Source organism: Streptomyces sp. NPDC037083, from assembly GCF_055606485.1.
In genome coordinates, this window is sequence record NZ_JBVJSQ010000016.1 from 41,829 (window position 1) to 60,457 (window position 18,629).

Annotated in this window: 14 protein-coding genes; 4 read left to right on the plus strand and 10 right to left on the minus strand. The window is 73.8% G+C overall.

Going from position 1 to position 18,629, the window contains the following annotated elements; all coding sequences use genetic code 11:
• The first annotated feature begins 13 nt into the window (after positions 1-13).
• Entirely contained in the window at positions 14-712 is a 699-nt protein-coding gene (locus tag ACZ7DE_RS34180) for a glycerophosphodiester phosphodiesterase (RefSeq protein WP_470768083.1), read from the plus strand.
• A 42-nt stretch (positions 713-754) separates the two neighbouring features.
• Here the strand turns inward: ACZ7DE_RS34180 and ACZ7DE_RS34185 are convergent, their stop codons facing one another.
• Together ACZ7DE_RS34185 and ACZ7DE_RS34190 are read right to left on the minus strand one after the other, a co-directional pair.
• Positions 755-2,455 (minus strand): RNA polymerase sigma factor, encoded by a 1,701-nt coding sequence (locus tag ACZ7DE_RS34185; protein ID WP_470768084.1) that lies wholly within the window; start codon positions 2,453-2,455, stop codon positions 755-757.
• A gap of 268 nt (positions 2,456-2,723) precedes the next feature.
• Complete coding sequence (locus ACZ7DE_RS34190) at positions 2,724-8,567, minus strand: WD40 domain-containing protein (protein WP_470768085.1); 5,844 nt, start codon at positions 8,565-8,567, stop codon at positions 2,724-2,726.
• 136 nt (positions 8,568-8,703) lie between these two features.
• On the opposite strand from ACZ7DE_RS34190, the gene ACZ7DE_RS34195 reads away from it, so the two are divergent.
• The gene (locus ACZ7DE_RS34195; protein ID WP_470768087.1) at positions 8,704-10,119 is read left to right on the plus strand and encodes an ArsB/NhaD family transporter; all 1,416 of its coding nucleotides are present in this window, start codon (positions 8,704-8,706) and stop codon (positions 10,117-10,119) included.
• Here the strand turns inward: ACZ7DE_RS34195 and ACZ7DE_RS34200 are convergent.
• The 8 genes from ACZ7DE_RS34200 to ACZ7DE_RS34235 all read right to left on the minus strand — a co-directional run bounded on the left by ACZ7DE_RS34200 (position 10,109) and on the right by ACZ7DE_RS34235 (position 16,362).
• Positions 10,109-10,999, minus strand: a complete 891-nt coding sequence (locus ACZ7DE_RS34200) for an inositol monophosphatase family protein (RefSeq protein ID WP_470768089.1) — start codon at positions 10,997-10,999, stop codon at positions 10,109-10,111. The genes ACZ7DE_RS34195 and ACZ7DE_RS34200 overlap by 11 nt on opposite strands.
• On the minus strand, positions 10,974-11,633 hold the full coding sequence (locus ACZ7DE_RS34205; RefSeq protein WP_470768091.1) for a hypothetical protein: 660 nt from the start codon (positions 11,631-11,633) through the stop codon (positions 10,974-10,976). The genes ACZ7DE_RS34200 and ACZ7DE_RS34205 overlap by 26 nt, the downstream gene beginning before the upstream one ends.
• 49 nt (positions 11,634-11,682) lie before the next feature.
• Positions 11,683-12,642 carry a hypothetical protein gene (locus ACZ7DE_RS34210; RefSeq protein WP_470768093.1) on the minus strand — a complete coding sequence of 320 codons (960 nt, stop codon included), beginning with the start codon at positions 12,640-12,642 and terminating at the stop codon, positions 11,683-11,685.
• 74 nt (positions 12,643-12,716) lie between these two features.
• The gene (locus tag ACZ7DE_RS34215) at positions 12,717-13,238 is read right to left on the minus strand and encodes a hypothetical protein (RefSeq protein ID WP_470768095.1); all 522 of its coding nucleotides are present in this window, start codon (positions 13,236-13,238) and stop codon (positions 12,717-12,719) included.
• The gene (locus ACZ7DE_RS34220) at positions 13,222-13,719 is read right to left on the minus strand and encodes an RNA polymerase sigma factor (protein ID WP_470768097.1); all 498 of its coding nucleotides are present in this window, start codon (positions 13,717-13,719) and stop codon (positions 13,222-13,224) included. Before ACZ7DE_RS34220 ends, ACZ7DE_RS34215 begins: the two co-directional genes overlap by 17 nt.
• Complete coding sequence (locus tag ACZ7DE_RS34225) at positions 13,716-14,363, minus strand: class F sortase (protein WP_470768099.1); 648 nt, start codon at positions 14,361-14,363, stop codon at positions 13,716-13,718. Before ACZ7DE_RS34225 ends, ACZ7DE_RS34220 begins: the two co-directional genes overlap by 4 nt.
• Positions 14,360-14,737, minus strand: coding sequence for a sortase-dependent protein (locus ACZ7DE_RS34230; protein WP_470768101.1), 378 nt, complete (start codon positions 14,735-14,737; stop codon positions 14,360-14,362). Before ACZ7DE_RS34230 ends, ACZ7DE_RS34225 begins: the two co-directional genes overlap by 4 nt.
• A gap of 185 nt (positions 14,738-14,922) precedes the next feature.
• A complete protein-coding gene (locus ACZ7DE_RS34235) occupies positions 14,923-16,362 on the minus strand; it encodes a gamma-aminobutyraldehyde dehydrogenase (RefSeq protein ID WP_470768103.1) in 1,440 nt (479 codons plus the stop codon).
• Positions 16,363-16,562: 200 nt separating this feature from the next.
• Here ACZ7DE_RS34235 and ACZ7DE_RS34240 point away from each other — a divergent pair, with 200 nt between their 5' ends.
• Positions 16,563-17,081 carry an Lrp/AsnC family transcriptional regulator gene (locus ACZ7DE_RS34240; protein WP_470768104.1) on the plus strand — a complete coding sequence of 173 codons (519 nt, stop codon included), beginning with the start codon at positions 16,563-16,565 and terminating at the stop codon, positions 17,079-17,081.
• A gap of 19 nt (positions 17,082-17,100) precedes the next feature.
• Positions 17,101-18,465, plus strand: a complete 1,365-nt coding sequence (locus ACZ7DE_RS34245; protein WP_470768106.1) for an aspartate aminotransferase family protein — start codon at positions 17,101-17,103, stop codon at positions 18,463-18,465.
• The last annotated feature ends 164 nt before the right edge of the window (positions 18,466-18,629 follow it).

The following is an 18,629-nucleotide window of genomic DNA, read 5'->3' on the forward strand; positions in this document are numbered from 1 at the left end:
CCACAATGGGCCCATGCAGAACGTGACCGCCGTGGCCCACCGCGGCGACCCCTACCGCTTCCGTGAGAACACGATCGACTCGCTGCGTTCCGCGCTCGACCGGGGCGCGGACGCCGTCGAGCTCGATGTACGGCTCACCAGGGACGGCGTCCCCGTCCTGCTGCACGACGAGACGTTGAAGCGGCTGTGGGAGCAGGACCGGCCGCTGCGGTCGCTGTCCGCGGACGAGGTGCGCGGGCTCACGGCCGGCGCGGTGCCGACCCTCGGGGAGGCGCTCGCGGAGACGCTCGCGGCGGCCGACGGCGCCCGGCTGATGCTCGACCTGCCGGGGACCCGGGACGTGCGCACGGCGCGGCGGATCGTCGACGCCGTGCGCGAGGCCGGGGCGGCGGACCGGGTGTACTACTGCGCGGGCGCCGTCGCGATGCTCGCGGTGCGCGCCGCGGACCCGTCCGCCGAGATCGCCCTGACCTGCACCAGTCTGGCGCCTCCGCGGCCGGGGCTGCTCGCGGCGGTCAAGCCGCGCTGGCTCAACTACCGCTTCTCCCTGGTGGACCGGGACCTCGCGGCGCGCGTCCACCACGACGGCTACCTGCTCTCCGTCTGGACGCCCGACACCCGTCGCGCCATGCGCCGGCTCATCGACCTGGGCGTCGACTCGATCACCACCAACCGCATCGACGTCCTGACGGCGCTGCGCGGGCGGGGCTGACGGCCGCCGGGGCCGACGCCGCGCGGCCGACCCCTCGGGGTGTCACACGGCCGAGCGCTGCGGCACGGTCGCCGGGTCGGCCGGGGTCTCACGGGTGAGGTACTGCGGGACCGGGGTGTCGTCCCGGCCGGTGTCGCGGACCAGGCCGTAGCGCAGGGCGCCCTGGGCGGGACCGCTGGTGACGTCCCTCTCCACGGCGTCCCAGGTCGTCGGGAAGACGTTGAGGCCGTAGTCGGCGCCGCGTTCGTTCACGGTGAGGGTGACGCTGCCGGCGAGGTAGAAGTACTCGTTCTGCCACATCTGCTGGGCGCCGGGCGGCAGCACGACGTAGCCGGTGGTCGTGCTGCCCATGCCGGTGGCGGTGGTGTCCGTGGCGCTGACGGGGTCGTCCATCCGGCGGCCGCCGCCCGAGGCCACGTGGAAGAGCTTGCCCTTCAGGCCGCTCCAGCTCGGCATGGCGAGGCCGCCGGGCCGGTTCTGCGGCGAGATCTGCCAGCGCACCAGGACATAGCCCTGCCCGCTGAGCGTCACGCCGTCCCCGCGGTGGTTCATGGTGGCGTGCGCGCCGCCGCTGCTGGTGACGCCGGCCGCGGGCCGCTGCGGCAGCGCGGCGGGCGGTGTGTCCGGGTCGGGCGCGCGGTCGACGGCGTCGACGACGCTGCCGTACCGGGCGGTCTTCTCCCGCGTCGCCGACGGCGAGGCGGACGGAGTGGGCGACGCCGAGGCCGGGGCCGAAGAAGGGGGCGGGGAGGTCGGGGCGGCGGGGGTGGTCGCCGCCGTGGGCGCGACGACCGCGCGCGCGGGCGGCTCGTCGGGGGTCTGGAGCCCGACGTAGGCGCCGCCCGCGGCGAGCGTCGCGCCGGCCGTCACCGCGACGGCGGGCTTGGTCATCGCGGTGAGCACCTTCGCCGACCAGCCGGCGGAGGCCGTGCCGGCGGCCGCGGCGGCCGTCTTGCCGCCCAAGGCCAGCGAGATCGTGAATCCGGCCGGGACCGGCACCAGGGCGATCCCGACGAGCAGCCGCTCCGCGGGGACGACGGACTCGCGGGCGTCGCCGCAGTAGCCGCAGCCGCGGATGTGCCGGGCCAGCCGCTTGCGCCACACGGAGTCGGGGCGACCGCTCCAGCGAGCGGTGCGCTCCCGCAGGTCGGGGCAGGCGCCGTCGAGGGCGCGCACGATGCCGCGGGAGACCTCCAGGCGTTCCTTCACGCGCTGGACGCGCACGGCGGCGTGCTGCCGGCTGATGCCCACGGCCGCGGCGAGTTCGCGCCGGGTCAGCTCGCCCGCGACCTCCAGCCACCACAGGGAGAGCAGTTGCCGGTCCTCGTCGTCCAACCAGCGCACCGCTTCCGCGACCTCGCGCCGCTGTCCCTCCAACTGAAGCCGCAGCACGGTGAGTTCGGCGAAGTCGGCGGCCTCGCCCGACGCCACGCTCTCGTCGAGGCGCTGGGCCGTCCGGCGGCGGGCGCGGTCGCGGATCTGCCGCATGGCGATGGCGACGAGCCAGGACCGGAAGCTGTCGGGGTCGCGCAGCGAGCCGAGGTTGTCGACGGCGCGCAGCATGGTCTCCTGCACGACGTCGTCGACGTCGGCGTGGCCGTTGAGGGCGCGTCCGACGACGTTGTAGACCAGCGGCAGCCAGCCCGCCACCAGCTCCTCCAGCGCCCGCCGGTCGCCGGCCTGCGCGTCGGCGATGGTGGCCCGCCAGTGCCGGCCGCCCTCGGCGTCGGCATGTGTGCTCATGCCCGCACCCTTTCAGGGCGGCCCTGGGCGGTGGCTATGTCGGGGATCACAACGGGGGTCACGATGCGGAGACGGAGCGCGGACGCCCGCGATAACACTTTTCGGCGGGGCCCTCCGGCGGGGCCCCAGAGGGTCACTTTGCCGGGTCGGCCCGGAGGACCCCAGAAGGTCACTCGCCGGGTCGTACGGCGGATCACTCCAGCAGGCCCTCCAGTGGGCTGTCCGGCCGGACACTCCAGCAAGCCCTCCGGCCGGACATTCCGGCCGGTTATTCCAGCGGGGCCTCCAGCGGTACGTTGCGAACTCCCGGGAGGTGGCCGTCCAGCTCGCCCGGCTCGAATCGGCACATGCCCACCGCGTGCCAGAACTCGCCGGTGACGTCGCCCTCGTACTTGTAGCCGCCGGACGGCGCGAGCGCGGCCCAGCCGCCCGGCAGGCCGACCAGGGTGGCGCGGAGCGCGGCCGGGCCGTCGGCGGGGACGTCCCACACCCGGACCGTGCCGTCCTCGCCCCCGCTCGCCAGCAGCGAGCCGTCGGGGCTGAAGCAGACCGCCAGCACCCGGCCCGTGTGACCGGTCAGGGCCGTGGCCTCGCGGCCGGTGCGGGTGTCCCAGAGCCGGACCGTCCGGTCGTCGCCGGCCGTCGCCAGCAGCGGTCGGCGCGGATGCGCAGCGGCCGTCCACAGCTTGCCGGTGTGCCCGGTCAGCCGGTGCACGGCCACGCCGTCCCGCCAGATCACCGCCCGGCCGTCCCAGGAGGCGCTGGCCAGCCAGGAGCCGTCGGCCGCGAACGTGACGGCGTACACGCGGTCGGTGTGCCCGTCGAGCACGGCGGTGACCCGGCGCTCGGCCACGTCCCAGATCCGCACCCGGCGGTCGTCGCAGCCGGTCGCCAGGACCGCGCCGTCGGGCCGGAAGCCGATGGAGCGGACCCGTCCGAAGTGCTCGCCGATGGTGACGACGTGCGCGCCGGTCGCCCGGTACCACAGGCACACGGTGTCGTCGTCGTTGGCGGTGGCGAGCAGTTCGCCGTCCGGACTGAACGCCTCCGCCCAGACGTGGTCCGTCTCCACGTCCATCTCGCGCTGGTACTCGCCCGTCTCGGCGTTCCACAGGTACATGTCGCCGTCGCTGCTCGCGGTGGCCAGCAGCGGGCCGCCGGGGCTGAACACGGCCGAGACCAGACGGTCACTGTGTCCGGCCAGCTCCCGCAGCCGCCGCCCGGAGGCGGTGTGCCACAGCCGGACGACGCCGTCGTTGCCGCCCGCCGCCAGCATGGAGCCGTCGGCGCTGAACGACAGGGTACCGATCCGCCGGCCGTGGCCGCGCAGGATCCGCCGTCCCTGGCCGGTGGCCGGGTCCCAGAGCCGGACGACGCCGTCGTTGCCGCCGGTGACCAGCAGCGAGCCGGAATCCGGGGCGGGGCCGGCGGCTCCCGCGGTCCTCTCCGCGGGCGGACGGAACTTGCACACCCAGACCGAGCCGCGGTGCTCCGTGGGCTGGCGGGTGAGCGGCACGGCGACCGGATCGGCCTGCGGGTCGACGCGCCACAGCCGGGCGACGCCCTGGCTGTCCCCGGCGGCGAGCAGCGTCCCCTCGGGATCGAACAGGACCTGGTACACGGCCCCGCGGCAGCCGCCGAGCACCCCGGCGGCTGCCCCGGCGGCCAGGTCCCACAGCCGCACCTCGCCCTCGGTGTCGCCGCTCACCAGGAGGCGGCCCCCGGGATGGAAGTCCAGGGTGTAGACGCGGCCCGCGTGTCCGGCGAAGGTGTGCACCACCCGCCGCCCCGCCACGTCCCACACCCGCACGGTCCCGGCCCGTCCGTCGCCCATGTCGCCGGTGGCGAGCAGCGTCCCGTCCGGACTGAACCGGGCCCGGAACACCGCGCCCCGGTGCCCGGGCAGCGCCCCCAGCAGTCGTCCGGTGGCGACGTCCCACAGCCGTACGGCGGCGGAGGCGTCCCCGGTGACGAGGGTGGCGCCGTCCGCCGCGAAGGCGACGGTGTAGACGGGCGCGGAGTGGCCGGGCAGCCGGTGCAGGGGAACGCCGGTGGCGGTGTCCCACACCGTGACCACGCCGTCGGCGTCGCCGGTGGCCAGCAGGGCGCCCTCGGCGTCGAGGACGACCGGCCAGACGCCGTTGTCATGAATGCGCAGGACGTGTCCGCACGCGCCGGACACCGGGTCCCACAGCCGTACCGTGCCGTCCGCGCTTCCGGTGGCCAGCACCCGCTCGCGGAACTTGACGGCGTAGACGCGGTCGGTGTGGCCCTGCAGGGTGCGCAGCGCGGTGCCGGTGACGGCGTCGCAGAGCAGGACGCCGCCGTCCTCGCTGCCGACGGCGAGGAGTTCGCCGTCCGGACTGTAGGAGATCGGTTCGGGCAGCCGGCTGGTGCGCATGTCGAAGCCGTAGGGCACGCCGACCGCGGACGGCCGGAAACCGGAGTCGACGGCCATGCCGGGGGCGAAGGCGGCGGCGGCCAGTTCGGGGGTGTCCGGCAGCCCGGGCCCGGTGGTCGCGCCGATGAGCGCGGCGCGCCGCCAGCGGCCGCCCTCGACCAGGGCGCCGGTCAGGTCGGTGCGGATCAGCCGGGCCCGCCGCAGATCGGCCCCGCGCAGGTCGGCGCCGGTCAGATCGGCGCCGTCGAGCCGCGCGCCGGTCAGCCGGGCGTCGCGCAGGACGGCGCCGGAGAGGTTGGCGCCCACCAGACGGGCGTCGGTGAGGTCGGCTCGGGTCAGGTCGACGCCGGAGAAGTCGCGGTAGGAGAGGTCCTCCCCGCCGAGGGCGGCGCCGCGCAGATCGGTGTGGGCGGGCACCCGCAGCCGGGAGAGGATCTTCACGGCGTTGGCGCGGGAGACCTCCGCGCCCCCGGAGTCCCGCTCGCCCAGCACCTGTTCCGCCCACTCCTGGCAGGCCCGGTGGTCGGCCAGGTCGCACAGGAACTCCACGGCGAGGCGGCTGAGCTGACGCCGGCCGAGCAGCGCGCTGTCCCCGGCCGCCAGCCGCACGGCGCACTCGCGGGCGATGAGCCACTCCACGACCGAGCCGTGGATGAAGCGGAAGACGCCGTCCTCGCTGCGCACCAGCAGGCTGCCCGAGCCGACCGCGTGCGCGGCCTGCGGGACGGACAGACGGCTGTCGGCGAGGCCGGTCAGGGTCTCGGCCACGTCGGTCAGCTCGTCGAGGCGCAGCGAGTCCTGGCCGCTCTCCCACAGCCGCAGGGCGAGCGCGGTGACCGCCCGCCACAGCTGGTCCAGGCTGAGCCCGGGGGCTCGGCCGCTGCCGCCGCTCGCGCGCTGCTGCTCGAAGCGCAGCCAGGCGGTGAGCACCTCCTCGTAGAGACCGGCCGGGCTGAGGGCGCGGCCCGCCCCGGCGACGGCGCGCAGCTGGTCGTCGTCGAGGTCGGCGACGAAGCCGAGCAGACGGGGGTTGCGGCACAGGGCGAGCAGGTCGGGGATGGCGTCGAGCAGGCGGACCCGGCGGTCGGCGGCGCGGTCGTCGCCGTCGTAGCGGTTGACCAGGTAGGCGCGGATCTGCTGCGGGGTGAACTCCTGGACGGCCAGCACCCGGCGGTGCGGGAGCAGGCCGACGCGTTCGCCCAGCGCGGTCAGCACCTGCCCCTGGGAGCGGAAGTGCTGGGTGCGGCTGCTGACGACGATCTTGGCGCTGTCGACCGCGGAGTCCAGCAGCACCTGGAGGCGTTCGGCGGCCCGGTCGTACGTCACCCGGGTGACGAGTTCGTCGAAGCCGTCGAAGAGGAGCACGATCCGGCCCTGCTGGAGCATGTACCGGAACGCGCGCAGGTCGATGTTGTCGACGCCGTGGGCGGCGAGGTGGGCGGCGACCAGCCCCTCGAAGGAGTAGGCCCGGTCCAGCGTGTTCAGTTCCACCAGCAGCGGTACCAGGTGCGGGAGTTCGACCGGGATGCGACGGGCCAGCTCGCGCAGCGCGAACGTCTTGCCGTGGCCGAAGTCGCCCAGCAGGAGCAGGAAGCGGCCCTGGTCGGAGTCGAGCAGGCGGAGCATGTCGTCGACCAGGCCGTCGCGGTCCTCGGCGTCGAGCCGCTCGATCTCGCGGTACCGCTGGGGCAGGTACATGCCCGGGGGGTAGCGGGGGTCGGTGCGCAGCCGCTCGCTCTGGGCGCCGACGTAGGCCCGCAGGTCGAGCAGGCCCTGGAACTCGGTGAAGCTGCGCACCCGGACGCCTCTGCGGCGGGCCTGGTCGCGCAGTTCCCGGGCGGGCGGGGGGCCGTCGTGGACGAGCTCGGCCTCGGTCTCGGAGTCGGCCGCGTGGACGAGCGCGACGACCCGTTCGACGTCCTGGTCGGTGGGCGTTCCGGTGTGCACGGCGACGCGCTGCTGGCGCACGAACCCCGACTGGGTCCAGGTGACGAGGAGTTGGGGCACCGGTCCGGCCACCGGGCGGATCTGCGCGCCCTCGTGCCGGGTGCGGCAGACCTCCGCGACTCGGGCCAGCAGTATCTCGGCCGGTGACTGCACGGCCCGCGGCTCGGGGTCGTGGGCGGCGCCCGGGCCGGGCTCGCCGTCGGGCCCGCCGGGTGCGCCGGACACGTCGTCGGGGGCGAAGGCGCGGTGCGCGCGTCGCCAGTCGCCCCGCGTGCGGCGCGGCTCGCCCGGCCCGGGCCAGGCGGTGAGACCGTCGCGGCCGATGCGCAGCAACTGGTGCCGGCCGGGGGCCGCGGCACCCAGCAGCGGCAGCTCGCCGCCCACGGTGGGCAGGGCGGAGTGCGCGCCGGGGCCGGCCGGGCCGTGCAGCAGCAGGTGCAGGCGGGGCGCGGTGAGCCGGGCCAGCACCTCCGTGTCGCGCAGCGGGCCCGACCCGTCCGGGGCGGCCGCGCCGCGCAGCACGCCGACGCGGGCGGTCCCGGGGGCGTGCCGCAGCGCGCCGATCCGCAGCCAGCCCTCCTCCTCGTAGGGCCGCAGCGCCTGCGCGAACCAGGCGGCCTGCTCGGGTCCGACGAAGCCGTACCGGTCGTCGAGCCGGTGGCTGTACGCCATCGAGGAGTTGAGCCCGGCGACGACGGTGTGCAGTTCGGGCACGGGGAAGAGGGTCCACGGCTGATCGCTGTCGAAGACGGCGTCGAGTCCCTGGTAGAGCTCCTGGAAGAGCCGGGTGTAGTGCCGCCACTTGGGCCAGTACGGCGGCCGGGGCGGCATCTCGTCCGCCTCGCAGGTGCTGAAGTAGGCCCGGCAGGCGGCCTGGTTGACGTCGTGACCGCCGGGGACGACGGCGACCCGGTGCGCTTCGAGGCCGAGCAGCGCCCGTAGTCCGGTGAGGAAGGAGAGCGCCTGGTCGAACTCGCGGGGACTGCCGGAGGCGGTGAGGTCGCCGGTGACGACCAGCAGATCGGGTGAGGGCGCTCCCGCGTCGGTGAGCTCGACGAGATCGCCCCAGATCGCCGCCTGCAACTCGGCCGGGTCCTGGCCGCGGCCGAAGGCGGGTCCGGCCAGTTGCAGCACGGTGACCGCGTCACGGGCCGCCGGGGCCGCGGCGGCCCTCGGGTACGCGGGAGGCGCGGCGGGCCTGCGCCGCCCGGCCCAGCCGGGCCGCCCGAGCGGCCGGTCGTTCCGCGGGGCGGGCGGCGACGCCGGAGCCGGCGGCACGGGCTGCCCGCTGCCCGGGTAGTCGGGCCGCAGGGTGGGCCGGGCCCGGCCGTCGAGGGCCTGGCGGACCCGCGTGAGCAGCAGGTCGCGGGCGGCGGACGCGTCGGTCACCGGCACCAGGTCCACATAGGTGAGGGTGGCGAGCAGTCCCTCCACCGGAATGTCCTCGACCCGCACGGTGATCAGCCGGCGCTCGGGCAGGTCCGGGTCGGCCCGCAGCGCGGCCTGCCACTCCATGCGGCCGTACCGGGAGCGCTCGTAGTTGCGCGAGAGGACGGCGACGACGGCCGCGGACTCGCTCACCCCGCGGTCCATGAAGTCGACGAAGTTCGTCCCCGGCACGAAGTCCCAGGCCTGCAGGACGGTGCGGTATCCGGCCTCCTCCAGCGTCCAGGCGATCCACGACGCCCAGCGTTCGTCCGCGGGCGAGTAGCTGACGAAGAAGTCCAACGGTCCTGTTTCACCCGACATCTGACGGTCCCCCATGTCCTCATGATGCATCGGGGGGCGTCGGCATGGACTGTTTTCGCGGCCGCGGAACCGGCTGGAAGGCGCCTTCGGCGAATCTGTCGCAAAGCAGCCCCTGGTCACAGGGGGGCACAACTGTGCGACCCTTCCACTCGTGCGTGTCTTACGGCGTCTGCATGTACTGGACCGGGTGGCGATCGGTCTCCTCGCGACCGGACTGGTGTGCGTGGCCACGGGGTTGCTGCCCACCGGTTCGGCGTCCGACGCCATGACCCGGATCGCCCCGCTGCTGGCCTTCCTGGGCACGGTGATCGTGCTCGCCGAACTCACCAGCAGGGCCGAGGTGTTCGACGTCGTGGCGGCGCGGGTGGCGAGGGCGGGCCGGGGCAGCTACGCGCTTCTGTTCCTGCTGTGCGTCGCGTTCGCGTCACTCACGACGATCTCCCTGAACCTGGACACCACGGCCGTTCTCCTGACGCCCGTGATGCTGGCGCTGGCCTCCCGGGTCGGCATCGCGGCGGTCCCGCTGGCGATGACGACCGTATGGCTGGCCAACACCGCGAGTCTCCTCCTGCCCGTCTCCAACCTGACCAACCTGCTGGCCGCGGACCGGGTGGCGCTGTCCTCCCTGGGACTGGCGGGCCGCATGTGGGCCCCGCAGCTGGCGGCGATCGCGGTGACGACGGCCTGTCTGTGGGGCTTCTTCTGGCGCCCGGCACGCCGCACGGCCGAGCCGCCCCCGCGACGGGGACGAGGCGGCCCGGGCGCGGCACGGGCACAGGACGTAGGGGCGGAGGACGTACGGGCACAGGACGCACGGGCACAGGACGGGAAGACGCCGGACGGGAAGACACAGGACGGGCAGGAGGAAGACGGGCCTGCGCGCGCCGACCGGGCCGGGGACGCGCGGGCCGGGGACGCGGCGGGGAGGCCGTCGGCGAGGCCCGTGGGGGGCGGGCGGTATGTACCGCCCCCCGTGCACCGTCCCGCCGACCCCGTCCTGTTCCGCGCCTGCGCCCTCGCCTGCGGCGGCTTCCTGCTGGCGATCCTGGCCGCCGACGTGGAGCTGTATGTCGCGTCCGCGACGGCGGCCGCGGTGGTCGTCACGGCGTTCGCGCTGCGGGACCGCCCGGCGCTGCGGTGGTCGCTCGTGCCGTGGCGGCTGCTGGTGATGGTGCCCGGGATGTTCCTGGTGGTGGAGACCGTCAACGCGCACGGGCTGCACGACCTGCTGGCCGCCGCGGTCGGCCACGACGGCGGTGTACTGGGCCAGTTCCGGGCGGCAGCGGTCGGCGGCGGTCTGTCGAACGTCCTGAACAACCTTCCCGTCTACCTGGCCGGCGAGGGAGCGGTCCCGGTCGGCAACCACGACCAGCTCCTCGCCCTGCTGATCGGCGTCAACGCCGGTCCGGTCATCACGCCGTGGGCCTCGTTGGCGACCCTCCTGTGGTACGAGCGCTGCGTCGCACACGGCGTCCGGGTGCCGCTGACCCGGCTGATCGGCACGGGAGCGGTGCTGGCCGTCTGCGCGGTGACGGCGTCGGTGGGGGCGCTGGCCCTCACCCGGTAGCGGTCGCGCCGGCCCTGCCCTGCGGCGGCACCCCGCCGGGCAGCGGTGTCGCGGCGGCCGCCACCAGCTCCAGCAGGGACGGCAGGATCTCCGGGCGCCCGGCGACGAAGGAACGGTCGGTGTCGGGGCCGGTGAAGGCGGGGTTGAAGTCCCCCCCGTCCAGACGCCGGAGGGCCACCCCGGCCTCGCGGGCCAACAGGGCGCCGGCCGGCAGGTCGACGGCCTCCGCGCGGTAGCCGACGAAGCCGTCGATGTCGCCCCTGGCCAGCATGGCCCAGGCCACCAGCGGCGCCCAGAGCTGGAGCAGCCGGCGCGAGCGCAGCTCCAGGCTGTGCCGCAGGGCGCGCACGGCCGGGTCGTCGCGAGGCACCGCGTGCCCCTGGGTCCAGGCGAGGAGCGGCCCCGCGGGCGAGGGCGGCCGAGGGATCGGGGCGAGCGGGCCGGCCGGGCCGTGGGCGCCCGCGCCGTGCCGGGCCGACCAGGTCCGTCCGGTCACCGGGTCGTGCACCACGCCGACCACCGGCGTCCCGTCGACGCACAGGGCGATGCCGACGACGTAGACGGGCAGACCGATCACCACGTTGTTGCTGCCGTCGAGGGGGTCCACCAGCCAGGTGCGGCCGCCGCCCCCGTCGCCGCCCAGCTCGCCGGCCTCCTCCGCGAGGACGCGGTCGTGCGGGAAGTCCGCACGGATGCGGTCGACGACCATGGCCTCGGCCAGCAGGTCCAGGTCGGTGACGACGTCGCCGAGCGCGCCCTTGGGGCGGGCCGCGAAGCCGTCGGGGAACCGGGACCGCAGCAGCGCCCCGGCCGCCTCGGCGGCCGCCACCGCCGTACGGCACTCGGCGGTGAAGTCAGACGAGCGGGGGGTGGGACTCATGGATCCTCCTGAGCGCGGCACGGGCGATCCGGGCGGTCTGGGCCGCGTCGCACATCCTGCGGACCACCCGGTGCCCCGGGGCCCGTATCGGACCCAGGGAGAGGTCCGCCCGGCCGGGCAGCGTCCGTCCCAGCACCAGGGTGGCGGTCGGACGGCCGTCCGGCACCACGGTGGTGTGGAACTCACCCGCCGGGAGGGCGTAGGTCTGGCCTCGTGAGCTGGACTGCTCGGGGCCCGGCGAACAGCGCACCAGCCGTCTGGTGGGCCGCAGTTCGTCCACCCCGGAGGGTGCGCTGTGCACCTCGAACACACGGTGGGTGGGCCGCGCGGTCTCCTCGGCCACCTCCATCCGCCGGTTGCCCAGCTCCCCGTACAGCACCGTGCTGGTCAACTCCCAGCTGTGCGAGTGCACTTGATGGTCAATCAGGACGGGGTCCGTCGGTCCGAAGACGTGCACGCAGACCCCTTCCGCCCCGTCGCGCAGTACCGGCAGGCAGACGAAGCCCAGCGGATGGCGCACCGCGCGCAGCACCCGCCCGCCGGACACGATCGTCTGCAGTTGTGACGCGGCGTGCCGCACCAGTTCGGCGGACTCACCCCGCCGTGCGGCCCGTTCCAGGGCCGGGTAGTCCATCGCTCCGCACCCCCCAGGGCCTGCCCGGCGGATCGCGCCGGGGCCGCGCTCACCTGCGGTAGGGATCCTCCGCACGCAGCGCCTTGTCGATGACGTCGCCGACGTCGCGGTCGGTGAAACTCGCCGGCAACGGCAGTCCGAGCCGGTCGAGCAGGCGTCTGACCTCGTCGACGGTCGGCTCCTCGCTCAGCGGGGTGGCCTCCCGCAGGTCGAGCTTGACCGCCTGCTCGCGGCTCTGGTGCAACTCGGTGACGTAGTAGTCGTACAGCGGCCGCCCCCGCTCCACGAACAGGCTCACGCGGCGCGGGTCGTCCTGGGTGATGATCAGGCAGGTGTCGGACAGGTCGAAGCGCAACGCCGGTGCCACGGAGCTGAGATGGACGTCGATCTCCAGGGTGTCCAGCCGTTGCCGGTGCCAACTGGCGGCCAGCACGGTGGCGTAGGACTCCTTGCGGGTGCGTTCCGGCGTCCAGCCGCCGGTGTCCCCGTGTCCGAAGGTGCGTCGGAAGCGAGCGTAGGCCTCGCACACCGTGTCGTCGGCCGGGTTGACGATGTCGATCTTCATACTGAGGGAGCGGCGCTGCCGTTGCGCCTCCAGCACGCATTCGGGCAGGGTCACCGCCCGCAGGTAGGTGCCGGTGCCGCCCTTGAACACCCAGCGGCTGGTGCTGCGCCGGGCCTGTTCGTGCGCCAGGCCCACCTCGGGGCCGGCCAGCGTGCGGACCATGGCCAGGTCCTCGATCGCCCGGCTCGTCCCGGCGGTGGCGGCCCGGATGTCGGCCATCCGCCGCCGGCGCTCGGCCAGCGAACCGAAGACCAGCGCGGCCAGCACCAGCAGGATCGAGCCGGTGACGATGTCGTGGTCCTTGTCGAAGCCCTTGTCCGTGATGTCCAGCAGACCCACGGTGAGGGCCACGGCGATGGCGACGACGCCGTCCGCGTTCCTGACCGCCCATGCGATCGAGTCCTCCAGCCGGCGCCCCGACGGCTGCGGTGTACTGCGTGACACGACCACCCTCCCCCGACGGCGGACTCCATGGTAGGAGCGACCGCCCCCGCACGGCTACGGTGCGTCGACCGGCCTCACCGGCGCGTACTCGACGCGGACGGCGCAACGGAGGGCGCACTCGACCCGAGCTCCGTCGTGTCCCGCCCGGCCGGCGTCGGGGTCCGGCCGTGGGTGCGCTCCGGGCCGGGGGCAGCGGTGTCGGTGGGGACAGTCGAGGCCCGGGCGTCGGGGGCGGGGGGCTCGTCCACCCCCTTGGTAGGGCGCTCGGTGACGGGCGGCGGCGAAGCCGACGGGGTGGGGACGGCCGACGGACCGCTGCTCGCCGGGGGCGGAGCGAGCGGGACCACCGGGCGGACGGGCGCGTCGGACGTCGTCAGCCGCAGCGGCAGCAGGACGGCGAGCGCGGCGAGGGCGCAGGTCGCGCCGACCCCGGCGGCCGCGCGCAGCACCCGGCGGCGGACCGCGCCGCGGCGGATCTCCTCGTACCGGCCGGGCGGCGGGCCGAGGTGGCCTGCGGCGGGCCGCAGGATGACGGTCAGGGGGTCGTGGGGGTCGAGTTCCGGGCCGTCGTCGAAGTCGTCAGCCGGTGTGATCAACGCTTCTCCTCAGGTGGACGCGGAGCAGTTCGCGGGCCGCGTGCAGGTCGGCCTTGACGGTCCCTTCCTTGCGCCCGGTCAGCACGGACACCTCCCTGATCGGCATGTCAGCGTAGTAGTGCAGCAGGATCGGCACGCGCAGCCGGTCCGGCAGGGACTGCACGAGCATCCGCACCGACGGGTCGGCCGGTTCGGCCGGCGCGGCGACGGCGGCCTCGGCGGTGACCCGGCGCACGGCCCTGCGTTCGCGTTCGAGCTTGCGCCAGTGGTCGCGGACCAGGTTGGCCGCGGTGACGAAGAGGAAGCCCTGGGGTTCCGCCACGGCCGTCCAGCGGGCCCAGAGCCGGGTGAACGCCTCCGAGGCGATCTCATGGGCCGTCTCGTCGTCGTCCACGAGACGGCGGCACCAGCCCGCGAGGCGCGGGTAGAGGGCGGCGAACAGCTCGGACGCCGCCCTCTCCCGCGAGCGTGAGCGTTTCAACGTTCTCCCGCTGTACTCGACGCGGCGCCCGGCCCGGTGCTCAGCGCGGCGAAGACGATCACGTTGTCGCGGTATCCGTCGCCGGTACGGGGGCCGCCGCACGTGATGAGACGCAGTTCGGGCCGGTCCACGTTCCCGTAGACCTCTTCGGTGGGGAACCGCGCCTTGTCGACGGTCCGCACGCCGGTGACGGCGAACTCGGCCGTCGTGCCGTTCTCCAGGCGCGCCACGATCCAGTCGCCGGTGTGCAGCCGGTCCAGGTGCCGGAAGACGCCGTCGCCGTACCGGCCGACCGTGACGTGGGCGAGGATCACCGACGGCCCGGTCTGTCCCGGAGTCGGCGAGTGCTCGTACCATCCCGCCCGGTCGTGCTCCTCGACCGGTGGCACCTGCACGCTGCCGTCGGCGGCCAGCCCCAGCCGCATCACCCGGGCGTCGACCCCGATCGCCGGGATCCGCAGCCCGACCGGCGCCGAGCGCGCGAGGGGATGCGCTGCCCGGGCGGCCGGGGCCGAGGAGCCGGACCTGCCCGCGGTGGTCGGGCCGGACGACGCGGCCGGGTCGGCCCGGTGGCCGGCGCAGCCCGTGAGGAGCAGCGCCGCCAGTGCCGCGAGGGCCGGGGCGCGCCTGGAGAGCGGGCTCATGCGCCGGTCGCCCTCCGGCGCCGCACGACGTAGAGGACGGAGCCGGCCGCCGCGAACGCGGCCGCAGCGCCGCCGCCGATCAGGCCGCCGTGCCCCTCGGGGGCGGGCTCGCCGACGCCGGTGTCGGCCCCGCCCCGCGGTACGGCGCCGACCTGACTCGGCACGGCGGACGCCTCGGCAGGGGCCTTGGTGGGGGCGGGGGCCGGGGTCGCGTCGCGACCCGCGTCGGCCGGCGCCGGGGTCGTGCTGCGGTCCGCGGTGGTGGGACCGGGCGTCGGCGTCCCGGCGTCGGCCGACGCGGGCGCCGCGCCCATCAGCAGGGCCGCGCTCGCAACTGCCAGGGCGGCGAGGCCCGTTCGGGGCATGAGTCGCATGAATCGCTCTCTTTCGTCGGTCCGTTGACGGAATCGAGCGAAGAGACGAGCCAGCCCGGGGGCAGGTTGTAAAGAGATGGCAAAGCCGTGGTGATCCCTGCGCGCCGGCGAGCGGCCCCGCCCGGGACGGCGAACGGCCCCCGATCGAGAGACCGGGGGCCGAACCGCCTCTGGGGCGCGGCGCGTTACGCGTCGAGAGACGTCATGACGTGCTTGATGCGGGTGTAGTCGTCGAAGCCGTAGCCCGAGAGGTCCTTGCCGTAGCCGGACTTCTTGAAGCCGCCGTGGGGCATCTCGGCGACCAGCGGGATGTGGGTGTTGATCCACACGCAGCCGAAGTCGAGCTTCTTGGACATCCGCATGGCGCGGCCGTGGTCCTTGGTCCACACCGACGAGGCGAGGGCGTAGTCGACGCCGTTGGCCCACTGGACCGCCTGTTCCTCGTCCGAGAAGGACTGGACGGTGATGACCGGCCCGAAGACCTCGTTCTGGATGATCTCGTCGTCCTGCTTCAGCCCGGACACCACGGTCGCGGCGTAGAAGTAGCCCTTGTCGCCGACCCGCTCGCCGCCCGCCTCGACCTTGGCGTGGGCGGGCAGCCGCTCGATGAAGCCGGCCACCTGCTTGAGCTGGTTGGGGTTGTTGAGCGGCCCGTACAGCACGTCCTCGTCGTCCGGCTGCCCGGTCTTCGTCTCGGACGCGGCCTTCGCGAGCGCGGCGACGAACTCGTCGTGGATGGACTCCTGGACGAGGACGCGCGTGGCGGCCGTGCAGTCCTGGCCGGCGTTGAAGTAGCCGGCCACGGAGATGTCCTCGACGGCCTTGGCGATGTCGGTGTCCTCGAAGACCACGACCGGCGCCTTGCCGCCCAGCTCCAGGTGGACGCGCTTGAGGTCCTTCGACGCCGACTCGGCGACGGACATGCCGGCGCGCACCGAGCCGGTGATGGAGGCCATCGCCGGGGTCGGGTGCTCGACCATCAGCCGGCCGGTGTCCCGGTCGCCGGTGACGACGTTGAAGACGCCCTTGGGCAGGATCGAACCGATGATGTCGGCGATCAGGACGGTGGAGGCCGGGGTGGTGTCCGACGGCTTGAGCACCACGGTGTTGCCCGCCGCGATGGCCGGGGCGAACTTCCACACGGCCATCATCATCGGGTAGTTCCAGGGCGCGACCTGCGCGCAGACGCCGACCGGCTCACGGCGGACGATCGAGGTCATCCCGTCCATGTACTCGCCGGCCGAGCGCCCCTCCAGCATCCGGGCCGCACCCGCGAAGAAGCGGATCTGGTCGACCATCGGCGGGATCTCCTCGGACCGGGTCAGCCCGATCGGCTTGCCGGTGTTTTCCACCTCGGCCGCGATGAGGTCCTCGGCCCGCTCCTCGAACGCGTCCGCGATCTTGAGGAGGGCCTTCTGGCGCTCGGCCGGGGTGGTGTCGCGCCAGCCCGGGAACGCCTTGGCGGCGGCGGCCATCGCGGCGTCCACGTCCGCCTGGCCGGACAGCGGCGCGGTCGCGTACGCCTCGCCCGTCGCGGGGTTGACCACCTCGGTGGTCCGTCCGTCGGCGGCGTCCCGGAACTCACCGTCGATGTAGTTGCGCAGACGACGCAGCTCGGTGCTCACTGCCGGCCTCCTGTCAGATTCTGACTGCTGGGGGTGACCGTCGTGCGACGGTCGGGGTGTCCATTGACTGAGACACCACCCTAATCCGCCCGCCGACGTTTTCAACACCCCTACTCACAGGAGGGCTGCGGAATCCGCAGATCTCACTCACGTAAACAACGAATTTCATCGCCTCGACCTTGCGGAACTGTCGAGACCTCGTGCACAGTGTGCTCGTGGCCAGTCGAAGCGCAGAGCACAGGGACTCCCGCGAGTCCAGGAACGGCAGCACCCCTCACCTGGATGCCGTCAGCCTCGCCATCATCGAGCAGCTCCAGGAGGACGGCCGCCGGCCGTACGCCGCGATCGGCAAGGCCGTCGGCCTCTCCGAAGCGGCCGTGCGCCAGCGCGTCCAGAAGCTGCTCGACCAGGGCGTGATGCAGATCGTCGCCGTCACGGACCCGCTCACCGTGGGCTTCCGCCGGCAGGCGATGGTCGGGATCCATGTCGAGGGCGACGTCGAGTCCATCGCCGACGCGCTCACCGCCATGCCGGAGGTCGAATACGTGGTGATGACCGCGGGCTCGTTCGACATCCTCGCCGAGATCGTCTGCGAGGACGACGACCACCTGCTGGACGTCATCAACAAACGCATCCGTGCCCTGCCGGGCGTGCGCTCCACCGAGAGCTTCGTCTACCTGAAGCTGAAGAAGCAGACCTACATGTGGGGAACCCGATAACCGTGAGGACCCGATAACCGTGAGCACCAAGGACCTCAGCCGCACCGCGTACGACCACCTGTGGATGCACTTCACCCGCATGTCCTCGTACGAGAACTCCCCGGTCCCGACCATCGTCCGGGGCGAGGGCACGTACATCTACGACGACAAGGGCAAGCGCTACCTCGACGGTCTCGCGGGCCTGTTCGTGGTCCAGGCGGGCCACGGCCGCGTGGAGCTCGCCGAAGCGGCCTTCAAGCAGGCGCAGGAGCTCGCGTTCTTCCCGGTGTGGTCCTACGCCCACCCCAAGGCCGTGGAACTGGCGGAGCGCCTCGCGCACCACGCGCCGGGCGACCTCAACAAGGTCTTCTTCACGACCGGCGGCGGAGAGGCCGTCGAGACCGCCTGGAAGCTCGCCAAGCAGTACTTCAAGCTGCAGGGCAAGCCGACCAAGTACAAGGTCATCTCCCGCGCGGTCGCCTACCACGGCACCCCGCAGGGCGCCCTGTCCATCACCGGCCTGCCGGCCCTGAAGGCCCCCTTCGAGCCGCTGGTCCCGGGCGCCCACAAGGTCCCGAACACCAACATCTACCGCGCCCCGATCCACGGCGACGACCCGGAGGCCTTCGGCCGCTGGGCCGCCGACCAGATCGAGCAGCAGATCCTCTTCGAGGGCCCGGACACGGTCGCCGCGGTCTTCCTGGAGCCGGTGCAGAACGCCGGCGGCTGCTTCCCGCCCCCGCCCGGCTACTTCCAGCGGGTGCGCGAGATCTGCGACCAGTACGACGTGCTGCTCGTCTCGGACGAGGTCATCTGCGCCTTCGGCCGCCTGGGCACGATGTTCGCCTGCGACAAGTTCGGCTACGTCCCGGACATGATCACCTGCGCCAAGGGCATGACCTCGGGCTACTCCCCGATCGGCGCGTGCATCGTCAGCGACCGGCTGGCCGAGCCGTTCTACAAGGGCGACAACACCTTCCTGCACGGCTACACCTTCGGCGGCCACCCGGTGTCCGCCGCCGTGGGCCTCGCCAACCTCGACCTGTTCGAGCGCGAGAACCTCACCCAGCACGTGCTCGACAACGAGGGCGCGTTCCTGCGCACCCTGCAGAAGCTGCACGACCTGCCGATCGTCGGCGACGTCCGCGGCAACGGCTTCTTCTACGGCATCGAACTGGTCAAGGACAAGGCGACCAAGGAGTCCTTCGACGCCGACGAGACCGAGCGCGTCCTGTACGGCTTCCTGTCCAAGGCCCTCTACGACAACGGCCTGTACTGCCGTGCCGACGACCGCGGCGACCCGGTCGTCCAGCTCGCCCCGCCGCTGATCTCCGACCAGGGGACGTTCGACGAGATCGAACAGATCCTGCGCGCCACGCTGACGGAGGCGTGGACGAAGCTGTGACATCAGCCTGATCAGCTGATCAACACCGGCCCCGGGGTCGACCGTTCGAGTGAGAAACGGCGCCCCGGGGCCGCGTGCTGTCCGGATGCCCGCCGTCGTCTCCTTAGCGTGCCAGTGACCGATCGGCCCTGCCTTCGTTCCCCCGCACGGGGGAACGGGCACGG

Excerpts from the sequence above, each read along its gene's own strand:
- ACZ7DE_RS34225 (WP_470768099.1), bottom strand. The coding sequence starts at position 14,363 with ATGAGCCCGCTCTCCAGGCGCGCCCCGGCCCTCGCGGCACTGGCGGCG.
- ACZ7DE_RS34205 (WP_470768091.1), bottom strand. The coding sequence starts at position 11,633 with ATGGACTACCCGGCCCTGGAACGGGCCGCACGGCGGGGTGAGTCCGCC.
- ACZ7DE_RS34180 (WP_470768083.1), top strand. The coding sequence starts at position 14 with ATGCAGAACGTGACCGCCGTGGCCCACCGCGGCGACCCCTACCGCTTC.
- ACZ7DE_RS34230 (WP_470768101.1), bottom strand. The coding sequence starts at position 14,737 with ATGCGACTCATGCCCCGAACGGGCCTCGCCGCCCTGGCAGTTGCGAGC.
- ACZ7DE_RS34190 (WP_470768085.1), bottom strand. The coding sequence starts at position 8,567 with ATGGGGGACCGTCAGATGTCGGGTGAAACAGGACCGTTGGACTTCTTC.
- ACZ7DE_RS34185 (WP_470768084.1), bottom strand. The coding sequence starts at position 2,455 with ATGAGCACACATGCCGACGCCGAGGGCGGCCGGCACTGGCGGGCCACC.
- ACZ7DE_RS34200 (WP_470768089.1), bottom strand. The coding sequence starts at position 10,999 with ATGAGTCCCACCCCCCGCTCGTCTGACTTCACCGCCGAGTGCCGTACG.